The organism is Gardnerella leopoldii (genome assembly GCF_003293675.1).
Taxonomy (GTDB): domain Bacteria; phylum Actinomycetota; class Actinomycetes; order Actinomycetales; family Bifidobacteriaceae; genus Bifidobacterium; species Bifidobacterium leopoldii.
This window is the reverse complement of record NZ_CP029984.1, coordinates 1,184,385-1,196,583: the sequence shown is the minus strand read 5'-3', so window position 1 is coordinate 1,196,583 and position 12,199 is coordinate 1,184,385. Positions and strand designations below refer to the sequence as shown.

Here is a 12,199-nt window from a genome sequence, read left to right as displayed (position 1 = left end):
ATCATTCAATAAAAATTGACAGTTGAGTTTGCGAGTAGACTTAAAAATATGAGTAAACATCATCGCGAACATAATTGGGCGCCGGCTTTAGCAGCGCAATCTGCAGTATGGGAAAATCTGCTACAAGAAGGCATAACAATTGCAGACGATCACACGCACATGCTTAGCGTTGTGGATTTTGCACATAATTTGAATCAAGAATTAGCAGAAAAAGGTCGCGATTTAATAGCGGAACCTACTGCAGACGATTTAGTTGCTCAAGCAAAATCATCAGGCGTTTCACACATGCTAGAAGTCGGATGTGAATATCCAGATTGGGAGCCGACGATTAAGTTTGCTCAAACGCATGAAAATTCAGTTCGTGCAGCAATAGCAATACATCCAAACGAAGCAGTATTACATGGTCACAAAGGCGCTCAAGGACCTGACGGACTACCGATAGTTTACAAGCCGTATCACGATATTCCATTTGACGAAGCTATGCAACATTTGCGCTCGCTAGTAATTGCTCATCCAAAAGAAGTAGTGGCAATAGGTGAAACCGGTTTAGACTACTTTCGTACGGGAGAGCCTGCGCGAGAAGCACAAATAGAGGCTTTCCGCGACCATATTGCGCTCGCAAAAGAGCTGAATTTACCTTTACAAATTCACGATCGTGATGCGCATGAAGACGTAGTGAAAGTCTTACTAAAAGATGGCGCTCCTGAGCGAACAGTATTTCACAGTTATGCTGGTGCTGTGGATTTAGCCGAAATATTGAAAGAGCACGGTTGGTACGCAAGTTTTTCTGGAACTATAAGTTACAAAGGCAATGATGAATTACGCGAATCTGCGCGAATTATTGGCAAAGACCATATAACTGTTGAAACGGATGCGCCTTATTTAACGCCAATGCCGTATCGTGGACGGCCAAACGCGCCTTATATGGTTCCTTATACGCTAGAAACACTTTCTGAAGTTCTAAATATATCGTTATTGCAAGCAGCGAAAGTTACACGCGAAAATACGCGAAAAATTTACGAATTTTAGGAATATAAAATCCTTAATTTTCAAGGATTTTTTAATATTTTTTGCGCGATGCACTATTGTTGTATACAATATCCAAGTACGGAAATAAAACTGTGAGGTGTGAGGTTTATGCGACTTCTTGTTGGCATCAAGAAGAAGCCTCATATATGGAGGAACAATTAAGCATGACTAAGTCACGCACTGCTGTACCGTCAAACGATAGTACAAAGGATCCTCGCAACGGCGCGAAAGATTCCGAGAAAAGCACTAAATCCTTAAAAGGTACTAAGGATGCTATATTGCGAGCTGCCTCGTTTACTAAGGCTCCTCAGGTGTCAAAAAAAACGACAACACGCGAAGAGCGCAAAGTAATAGCTCAGCAGCAAGCGCAAGAGGTAAAAGAAGCGGAAAAGCTTGTTGCTAGTGCCGTACGAGGTCCATTAGGTAGATGGTGGGCAAAATTGCAAACCAGTTCCGATCGTTTTACATTGGGAATGGCAATTGTTGCTCTTGGCGTTGTTTATGGCGATATTGGTACTTCTCCGCTTTATACTGCGCAAACATTTTTAGCAGGTCAAGGCGGCTTACAAAACATAAATCGCGCGACTATCTACGGAATGCTTTCGCTACTGTTCTGGTCAATCACATTAATTACAACCGTAAAATACGTATTTGTTGCAATGAGAACAGACAACAAAGGCGAAGGCGGCATTTTTGCTTTATATTCGCTTCTACGTAAAAAAGGCGCATGGCTTGCGATACCGGCAATGATTGGTGGAGCCGCGTTTTTGGCAGATTCTGTGCTGACTCCTGCAGTTTCCATCTCTTCAGCAGTTGAAGGTTTGCGCACTATTGCAGTGTTTAAGCCAATATTCTTAGAAAATGAGAATTTGTCGATGATGATTACGGTTATTATAATCGTCATACTTTTCTCTGTACAGCAACGCGGAACTGAGCGAATTGGCAAAGTATTTGGCATTGTTGTGATGCTTTGGTTTGCTTTCCTTGCGCTGGTTGGTGTCATGAACATTGGCCAAGATTGGACTATTTTTGAAGCACTTAACCCGATTCATGGCATAAAATTCCTGTTTAGCACGCATAATGTGCAGGGATTAGCGGTTATGGGTGTGATCTTCCTTTCTACTACCGGTGCTGAAGCGTTATATTCTGATATGGGTCATGTTGGTAGAGGCAATGTGTACGCAACCTGGCCGTTTATTAAAGTTGCTTTGCTGCTGAATTACTTTGGGCAAGGCGCTTGGATGTTGAAAAATCAAAACGATAAAGCATTATGGTCGATAGAAGGTTTGAACCCATTCTTCCAAATGCTTGAACCGAATGTGCGATATGTTGCCGTTATTCTTTCGGTTACTGCTGGCATTATTGCTTCTCAAGCGTTGATTACAGGCGCATACACAATGGTTTCTGAGGCAACAAGCCTAAATTGGATGCCACATTTGCAAGTGCGATATCCTGCTAGAACTCGTGGACAGCTGTATATTCCAGTTGTGAATGTTGTGCTGTGTGTTGCCACTATTACGGTTCTTGCAGTATTCCGCGATTCTGAACATATCTCTGGCGCATACGGTTTAGCTTTAACTCTAACTATGCTTGCTACGACTATTTTGCTCACAGTGCACATGTGGTATCAAAAGAAGCGATTTGGTGCCTTCATATTTGCAATCGTATTCCTCATGATTGAGATGATGTTCTTTGTGGCTTCCATGGCGAAATTCATGCACGGTGGCTGGTTTACTATGCTGCTCGGTGTTTCAATTTTGATCATTATGGTCACTTGGAAAGATGGAACTAAAATTGAGCGTTCGCAACGTTTGCACATGAAACCGAAAGATTTCCTACCTGTGCTAGATAAGTTGCACGGAGATTTCCGTATTCCGTATTTCGCTGACAATATTGTGTATTTGACTTCCGATCGTGAAATGAAGCGTCTCGATACTGGAATCTTCTTCTCTATTTTTGCCGACCATCCAAAGCGTGCTAGAGCTTGGTGGGCTGTTTCTGTAGAAACAGATGACGCTCCGTTTACTCGTGAGTATTGTGTAGAGAATTTCGGTACGGACTACTTATTCCGCGTAAAAATTAAACTCGGATTTAAAGTGTCGCCTTCTATACCAGCGTATCTTCACCAAATTATGCATGACTTATCGCACACGGGCGAACTTCCTCAGCAAAAATCCGTGTATCCAAAGGTTGATGCAGATCCAGATATTGGACCAATTCGCTATGTTCTGTTGCACAAAGCGTTGATGCCGGAATCTAATATTTCTGTGCGTGGAGCGTTATCTTTAAAGATGAAATATGCAATTAGACATGTTGCTGGTACGCCTGTTAAATGGTTTGGTTTGGCTCCTTACAATCCGGTTGTTGAAGTGCAGCCGTTGTTTGTTTCTACTCGCAGACCTCCGCGTTTGAAGCGTGAAGACTGTTCTCAGCGAGCAGTTCAATCTTTGCAAGGTGCCTCAGCGCTTGAAACTAATATTCACGTTGTGAAAGATATCAGACCTACTGATGCTGAGCAGACTGCTGTTATGAACGCACGAGATATTGCTGCTGCTAATGTGATGTTTGCTAACGAAAAACTTGCCAATACTGGGAAAATTAGCCCAGTTCCAATTAAAGAGACAAAAAAAGTTAGCGTGGAGAAGCCTAATAAAGATGGGGCAAATATCGATGCAGCGAATGTAACGCATGCTGTTGTGCAGGCTGTGGAGGATGCTGCTCGTGCCAATGATGCGAATAGTGTGAAATCTGAAAAGAGTGCAGCAACTGAAAAGAGTGCAAAAAATAATCTTAAGTAAGAATCTTAAGGAAGAGCCTTAAAATGGAAAATGGTGCAGAAAGCATACTTAATTGCAACTCGATAAAACTCGCTAATCTACCTGATTTTGGTGAAGTAGAGAAATTGCATAGTGCAACTGCACCATCTTCTGCTGCTTATGAGCTTATTCACGGTCATTGTGTTGTAATCTCAACAATTGCTTGGCAAATTGCTCATCATTGCAATATGCTTTTGTCCGCTGAAAATCGTGCTGCTCAAATGAGTGGAACTTTACGTAAGCGTGCTGAAATAGCAAAAAATTGCCTTCAGGAGCTTGTCGGAGATAGTTATGCAATATTACCTGCGGTTAGTGATGGCTTAGCTCCAAAACAGTATATTGATGAATACGCAGCTTTAATAGGTGGATTGTTGCACGATATTGGCACGTATTTTGTGCTTGAAAGTGATGGCAGTAGCAACGCTGGTGGCATATTACGCTTTGATGGACCGAATTATATTTTGCATGGTTTGCGCGGATATAAATATTTAATTGATAATGGTTTTAGTGAGGATGCTGCGCAATTTGCGCGCAACCATACTGGAGTTGGCTTAACTCGAGAGCAAGTTGTTGCGCAAAATTTGCCTCTTCCTGCTGAAGACTATATTCCGCAAACAGTTGAGCAAGAAATTGTTATGGTTGCGGATAAATATAACAGCAAATCGATACCTCCTCGTTTTTTGACAGTTGATTCTTATCGTCGCAAGGCTGCGCGATTTGGTGAAGACAATGCTAATCGGTGGATGCAATTAGTTACGAAATATGGTGAGCCAGATATTGCAGGCCTGGCAGAAATCTTTAATATGCGTGTTGATGCGTGAGCGCTATTGATTTTTTGCGTATTTTTATCCTATTTTTGTGTATTTTTTAAGAAATCTATTATTTTTTAAAAAGTTTTTTATAGATTCAATATCAGATAGCATGTTTTTTGGTGTTTTTTGCGTGGTTTTCGACACGCCGGTGTTTTGGCTTGTTTTCAATGGTTTTGGGGTGTTTGTTTTTGGTGGGTTTGCGTTTTAGCGTGGGTTGGTGTAAGTTTATCTCTTGCTGCTCAGCGCGGCTGGTTCTCCTCGGTTGAGGTTGATGGGCCGGCTGGTGTGGTGGTGGTTTGAGAACTCAAGAGCGTGTCTGTACTACTTATTAGTTAATTATTGCCAGTTCATTGCCTGCCTTGCAGATTGCAGGGTGCCTGAGAGATGGTTAAATGGTGGTGAGGTTTTTTGTTGGGATGTTCTTTCCTTAAAGAATGTCTCGTCTTTTTCTTTTTAATATTGGAGCCTTTTGTTGGCTCTTCATTGAAGTTTTTCGTGGAGGGTTCGATTCTGGCTCAGGATGAACGCTGGCGGCGTGCTTAACACATGCAAGTCGAACGGGATCTAGTCAGCTTGCTGACTGGTGAGAGTGGCGAACGGGTGAGTAATGCGTGACCAACCTGCCCCATGCTCCAGAATAGCTCTTGGAAACGGGTGGTAATGCTGGATGCTCCAACTTGACGCATGTCTTGTTGGGAAAGTGTTTAGTGGCATGGGATGGGGTCGCGTCCTATCAGCTTGTAGGCGGGGTAATGGCCCACCTAGGCTTCGACGGGTAGCCGGCCTGAGAGGGCGGACGGCCACATTGGGACTGAGATACGGCCCAGACTCCTACGGGAGGCAGCAGTGGGGAATATTGCGCAATGGGGGAAACCCTGACGCAGCGACGCCGCGTGCGGGATGAAGGCCTTCGGGTTGTAAACCGCTTTTGATTGGGAGCAAGCCTTTTGGGTGAGTGTACCTTTCGAATAAGCGCCGGCTAACTACGTGCCAGCAGCCGCGGTAATACGTAGGGCGCAAGCGTTATCCGGAATTATTGGGCGTAAAGAGCTTGTAGGCGGTTCGTCGCGTCTGGTGTGAAAGCCCATCGCTTAACGGTGGGTCTGCGCCGGGTACGGGCGGGCTAGAGTGCAGTAGGGGAGACTGGAATTCCCGGTGTAACGGTGGAATGTGTAGATATCGGGAAGAACACCAATGGCGAAGGCAGGTCTCTGGGCTGTTACTGACGCTGAGAAGCGAAAGCGTGGGGAGCGAACAGGATTAGATACCCTGGTAGTCCACGCCGTAAACGGTGGACGCTGGATGTGGGGCCCATTCCACGGGTTCCGTGTCGGAGCTAACGCGTTAAGCGTCCCGCCTGGGGAGTACGGCCGCAAGGCTAAAACTCAAAGAAATTGACGGGGGCCCGCACAAGCGGCGGAGCATGCGGATTAATTCGATGCAACGCGAAGAACCTTACCTGGGCTTGACATGTGCCTGTCGACTGCAGAGATGTGGTTTCCCTTCGGGGCAGGTTCACAGGTGGTGCATGGTCGTCGTCAGCTCGTGTCGTGAGATGTTGGGTTAAGTCCCGCAACGAGCGCAACCCTCGCCCTGTGTTGCCAGCGGGTTATGCCGGGAACTCACGGGGGACCGCCGGGGTTAACTCGGAGGAAGGTGGGGATGACGTCAGATCATCATGCCCCTTACGTCCAGGGCTTCACGCATGCTACAATGGCCGGTACAACGGGATGCGACATGGTGACATGGAGCGGATCCCTTAAAACCGGTCTCAGTTCGGATCGTAGTCTGCAACTCGACTACGTGAAGGCGGAGTCGCTAGTAATCGCGAATCAGCAACGTCGCGGTGAATGCGTTCCCGGGCCTTGTACACACCGCCCGTCAAGTCATGAAAGTGGGCAGCACCCGAAGCCGGTGGCCTAACCCTTTTGGGATGGAGCCGTCTAAGGTGAGGCTCGTGATTGGGACTAAGTCGTAACAAGGTAGCCGTACCGGAAGGTGCGGCTGGATCACCTCCTTTCTACGGAGTTTTTGTGCACGCTCGGTTGAGTGTGGTTACTGGTGTGGAAAACAGTGGTTAACGTTTATATGAGTTTGTTGGGCATGCTTTTGGGTTCCCGGATTGCCACCCCCCTTGTTTTGGGGTTGCGGTCCTTGACTCACAGGATTTCAGGTTGATGCTTTTTGAGTGTTGATGCTGGTTTTGTGGTGTTGTGGTGGTTTGAGAACTGGATAGTGGACGCGAGTAAAATGCGAGACTTTTTTGGTTTCGATTTTTTTGCTTTTATCAATTTCAACCGGCTCCTTTTGTTGGAGTCGCTTGATCGTTTTGTGATCGTTTAGTGTGATGATTTTTTGTCTAGAGAATTTTGCTGATGGGTTCTTACTTTAGTGTTTGTCACTGGTAAGGGCGTATGGTGGATGCCTTGGTAGACAGGACCGATGAAGGACGTGACGGGCTGCGATATGCCTCGGGGAGCTGCCGAGTGGGCTTTGATCCGAGGATTTCCGAATGGGGAGACCCGGCCACTGTTATGAGTGGTCACCACAGTTTTTGTGGGGGGTACGCAGGGAAGTGAAACATCTCAGTACCTGCAGGAAAGGATACTCCGTGAGTAGTGGCGAGCGAAAGCGGATCAGGCTAAACCGGGTGCGTGTGATAGCCGTCAGGTGTTGCGCATTCGGGGTCGTGGGATGGACTGTTCAGCCTCTGACGGGGTTGAGGAGAGTGATAAAATGTCGTGCTAGGTGAATGGGATTGAATTCCCAGCCGTAGAGGGTGATGGCCCCGTAGCTTGTCGTGCGATGTCTCTTTATGTTTATTCCCAAGTAGCGCGGGACTCGTGGAATCCCGCGTGAATCTGCCCAGACCGTTGGGTAAGCCTAAGTATTCCTGTCTGACCGATAGTGTACTAGTACCGTGAGGGAAAGGTGAAAAGCACCCCGGGAGGGGAGTGAAATAGTTCCTGAAACCGTGCGCTTACAATCCGTCGGAGCCTTCTTTGTGGGGTGACGGCGTGCCTATCGAAAAATGAGTCTGCGAGTCAGTGGTATGTGGCGAGGCTAACCCGGGTGGGGGAGCCGTAGCGAAAGCGAGTTTTAAAAGGCGTTTGAGTCGCATGTCCTGGACCCGAAGCGGGATGATCTAGCCCTGAGCAGGTTGAAGCGCGGGTAAGACCGTGTGGAGGACCGAACCCACCTAGGTTGAAAACTGGGGGGATGACTTGGGGTTAGGGGTGAAAGGCCAATCAAATTCCGTGATAGCTGGTTCTCTCCGAAATGCATTTAGGTGCAGCGTCGTGTTATTGCTTACAGGGGGTAGAGCTACTGGATGCTTGCGGGCCCATACCGGGTACCAATAGCAGCCAAACTCCGAATACCTGTTAGGTTTATCACGGCAGTGAGTCGGCGGGGGATAAGCTCCGTCGTCAAAAGGGAAACAGCCCTGATCGTCGTCTAAGGTCCCGAAGCGCGTGCTAAGTGGGAAAGGATGTGGAGTCGCATAGACAGCCAGGAGGTTGGCTCAGAAGCAGCCATCCTTGAAAGAGTGCGTAACAGCTCACTGGTCTAGTGGTTCCGCGCCGACAATGTAGCGGGGCTTAAGCACGCCACCGAAGACGCGGCTGCATGATTTGTTTCATGCGGGGTAGGAGAGCGTCCTGTATGGGGTGAAGCGGCAGTGTGAACTTGTCGTGGACTTTACAGGAGTGAGAATGCAGACATGAGTAGCGAGAGACGGGTGTGAATCCCGTCCGCTGAATGACTAAGGGTTCCGGGGCCACGTTCGTCGTCCCCGGGTGAGTCGAGTCCTAAGGCGAGGCCGACAGGCGTAGTCGAATGGATGAACGGGTTGATATTCCCGTACCGGTGTTACACCGTTCGAACTGAATCTGAGAGTACTAACCTTCATTTTCTTGTTGATTGCCTTTCGGGGTTGTTGATGGGTTTGTGTTGGGACTGTATCGGTAGTAGGTTAGCGTGGGAGTGACGCGGGTAGGTAGCCGGCTGCGGAGGTGGTTTTCCGTGGCTAAGCGTGTGGGCTGTCTCCTAGGTAAATCCGGGGGATGTTAAGCTGAGGCGTGATGGGTAGGCTGTAAGGCTGATTCCGGTGATCCTGCTTGCCAAGAAAAGCTTCAACGTGAGGTGTGATTCCGCTCGTACCCTAAACCGACACTGGTGGTCTGGTAGAGTATACCGAAGCGATCGGGCGAATCCTGGCCAAGGAACTCGGCAAATTACTCCCGTGCCTTCGGCATAAGGGAGACCCCTGATGGTGATATGGTTTTACATTGTTGAGCTGTTGGGGGTGGCACAAGCTAGGGGGTAGCGACTGTTTACCAAAAACACAGGAGCGTGCGAAGGCGTAAGCCGCTGTATACGCTCTGACGCCTGCCCGGTGCCGGAAGGTTAAGAGGATCCGTTAGCTTCGGTGAAGCGGTGAATTTAAGCCCCGGTAAACGGCGGTGGTAACTATAACCATCCTAAGGTAGCGAAATTCCTTGTCGGGTAAGTTCCGACCTGCACGAATGGCGTAACGACTTCCCCACTGTCTCGGCCAGGAGCCCGGCGAAATTGCAGTACGAGTAAAGATGCTCGTTAAGCGCAGAAGGACGAAAAGACCCCGGGACCTTTACTATACCTTGGTATTGTCGTTAGGTGTGGATCGTGTAGCATAGGCGGGAGGCTGTGAAGCGTGGGCGCTAGCTTGCGTGGAGTCGACAGGTGAAATACCGCTCTTTCCATATCTGGCGTCTAACCTCGACGCGTTATCCGTGTCAGGGACAGTGCCTGGCGGGTAGTTTAACTGGGGCGGTTGCCTCCTAAAGAGTAACGGAGGCGCTCAATGGTCCGCTCAGCCCGGTTGGCAATCGGGTGTTGAGTGTAATCGCACAAGCGGGCTTGACTGTGAGACTGACGGGTCGAGCAGGGACGAAAGTCGGAGATAGTGATCCGGTGCCGGCGTACGGACGTGGCATCGCTCAACGGATAAAAGGTACCCCGGGGATAACAGGCTGATCATTCCCAAGAGTCCATATCGACGGGATGGTTTGGCACCTCGATGTCGGCTCGTCGCATCCTGGGGCTGGAGCAGGTCCCAAGGGTTCGGCTGTTCGCCGATTAAAGCGGCACGCGAGCTGGGTTCAGAACGTCGTGAGACAGTTTGGTCTCTATCCTCTGCGCTCGTTGGAATGTTGAGGAGACCTGCCCATAGTACGAGAGGACCTGGGTGGACGAACCTCTGGTATGCCGGTCGTCACGCCAGTGGCGCTGCCGGTTAGCTACGTTCGGAAGGGATAACCGCTGAAAGCATCTAAGCGGGAAGCCTGCTCCAAGATAAGCATTCCTTGCACTTTAGTGTGTGAGCCCCCATGTAGAACACGTGGTTGATAGGCTAGATGTGGAAGCCCTGTAAGGGGTGGAGCTGACTAGTACTAACGGGCGATGGTGACATTCTTCCTCACTTTTACTAGTGGGGAGGGTGAGTTCCTTATGAGTATTATTCTTCTAGCGTTAATGAGTACTGAATGTTTTGCTTAACGATCAGTTGGTAAAAGAGTTTTTACGCGCGTTCATGTCCGGTTCCCTAACCGCCACGTGTTGCCACTCAATGGTTTTGAGTGTATAATCTAGTTTTGCGGTGGTCATGGCTCAGGTGAGACGCCCGGTCCCATTCCGAACCCGGAAGCTAAGGCCTGACACGGCGAGGGTACTGCACTCGATAGGGTGTGGGAGACTAGCACGCTGCCGCATTATTTTTCTAGCGGGGAGTTTTTTACTCCCCGCTTTTTTCATATTCGCATACTGTTCTTTCGTTTTCGTATACTGTTATCTGTAATTCTTCAAACGTGGGCGCGACGACCTGTCTGAGCGCTGCGATTTAGCGCGCGAAGGCAATTCGGAGCGGAAACTCGCTTAAGTTGGAAGTCCAGTGGACTTCCAACGCGAGTTTCGTAGCGAGCACGTATAGTGCGAGTGTCGTCTCGCAAATGGAGCGTAGAGCGAGGGTTAACCCTCCAAACGTGAGAGACTCACATCATAATTGGAGCAGATGTTGACGTTAAACCCTCAAAAACTCATACAACATTAATACTTAAAAGTCCAACAATTTATTTGATATTATTTATAGCAAAGCATGAGATGCATTTTCATGATATGTTCGTATCAATATTGTTAGGAGATGATGTATGAAATGTACAAGTTGCGGAATGGAGTCTTGGAATGACTTCTGCCCATACTGCGGATCAAAATTAAAGGTCGAACAATCAACAGCAGCTTCGACTTTTGAGCAAAATATTCCTGTTCCGCCGCCGCAACAGAATCTCACTGTTCCAGCAGCTACAGGTTATGGCAGCATGCATGCCAAAAAGAAAAAGCCAATTTATAAAAGATTTTGGTTTTATTTAGTCAGCATAATAATAATTGTTGTTACAATATGCGGATTCTTGAATATTAAAAAATTAGATAACGGCGTTGTTATTAATTGGAATGAGATGGTTTTAGGCTCAGAATTGCCAAATCCTCCATCTAACATGGGTAAAATCATTGAAAACTCTTCTGAAGAAATGAATGTTGATATAAACAATATTTCTGCCAAACAGTTTAATGATTATATTAAAGCTTGCAAGGATAAAGGATTTACTGTAGATTCAAAAACTGATTCTACAGAATATTCTTCTTATAACAGTGAAGGCTATAAATTAAAATTGCTTCGTTATGAAAGCAATAATAAGCTAAATATCGCGCTGAATGCGCCGATGGAAATGTCTCCAATTACTTGGCCATCGAGTGAAGCAGCTAATCAATTGCCTGTACCAAAATCTATATTCGGAAAGTTCTCCTACGAAAATGAGGATAGCTTCGTAGTTTATATTGGCAACACCAGTATGGAAGATTATGAGAAATATGTGAAAGCTTGCTCTGATAAAGGTTTTACAGTTAATTATAGTAAGGGAGATGATTGGTACTATGCGTACAATAATTCAGGCTGGCATTTGTCATTAAAATACGAAGGCAATAATATTATGAGCATTGGCATCAGTGCTCCAGCCAACAATCCTAAAGATAGTGGTGATTCCAATAAGTCTGATGCGAAGAAAGATGCTGCAAAGAGCACTCCAAAACAATCTGCTCCAAAAGCTGAAGAAAAACCTAAAACTAACACGAAGCTTGTTAATGGATTGCGTAGTGATTTCAAAGCGGCAATGGATAGCTATGAAACAGTTATGGACGAATATGTTGCGTTCATGAAAAAGTATAAGAAAAATCCAACTGATAAGACTATTCTTAATGAGTACTCTGCGTATTTAGATAAATATAATGATGCAGTAAAAAAGTTCAACAATTGGCATAGCAAAGATTTGAACTCTGATGAGCTTAATTATTATGTTGATGTTCAAGCGAGAGTTTCTAAGAAACTTATAGCTGTGTCTAAATAGTATTAACTATATTTGCTTGCAAATGTAGCGATAATAGTAGGGGTCAATATTCTAAAATACTGACCCCTACTATTATTTTGTAAACTGCTTATAATTCATAATTTTG

The 12,199-nt window shown here is 46.7% G+C and carries 5 protein-coding genes and 3 rRNA genes; all 8 read left to right on the top strand.

The genetic code is table 11. The features are described from left to right. The first annotated feature begins 48 nt into the window (after positions 1–48). The 8 genes from DOD25_RS04780 (at position 49) to DOD25_RS04745 (ending at position 12,093) form a co-directional block, all read left to right on the top strand. Positions 49–1,029 carry a TatD family hydrolase gene (locus tag DOD25_RS04780; protein WP_004104703.1) on the top strand — a complete coding sequence of 327 codons (981 nt, stop codon included), beginning with the start codon at positions 49–51 and terminating at the stop codon, positions 1,027–1,029. A gap of 164 nt (positions 1,030–1,193) precedes the next feature. Next, positions 1,194–3,827, top strand: a complete 2,634-nt coding sequence (locus DOD25_RS04775; protein ID WP_012914496.1) for a KUP/HAK/KT family potassium transporter — start codon at positions 1,194–1,196, stop codon at positions 3,825–3,827. Between the two features lie 23 nt (positions 3,828–3,850). Then, positions 3,851–4,666, top strand: coding sequence for an HD domain-containing protein (locus DOD25_RS04770; RefSeq protein ID WP_004104700.1), 816 nt, complete (start codon positions 3,851–3,853; stop codon positions 4,664–4,666). 144 nt (positions 4,667–4,810) lie between these two features. Then, complete coding sequence (locus tag DOD25_RS06390) at positions 4,811–4,957, top strand: hypothetical protein (RefSeq protein ID WP_162720529.1); 147 nt, start codon at positions 4,811–4,813, stop codon at positions 4,955–4,957. Positions 4,958–5,149: 192 nt separating this feature from the next. Then, positions 5,150–6,677, top strand: a 16S ribosomal RNA gene (locus DOD25_RS04760). Between the two features lie 374 nt (positions 6,678–7,051). Continuing rightward, positions 7,052–10,112, top strand: a 23S ribosomal RNA gene (locus DOD25_RS04755). A 179-nt stretch (positions 10,113–10,291) separates the two neighbouring features. After that, positions 10,292–10,408, top strand: a 5S ribosomal RNA gene (gene rrf / locus DOD25_RS04750). The 16S, 23S and 5S rRNA genes sit together here, the layout of an rRNA operon. Positions 10,409–10,842: 434 nt before the next feature. Beyond that, complete coding sequence (locus DOD25_RS04745; RefSeq protein ID WP_112928819.1) at positions 10,843–12,093, top strand: DUF6591 domain-containing protein; 1,251 nt, start codon at positions 10,843–10,845, stop codon at positions 12,091–12,093. Positions 12,094–12,199 lie beyond the last annotated feature (106 nt).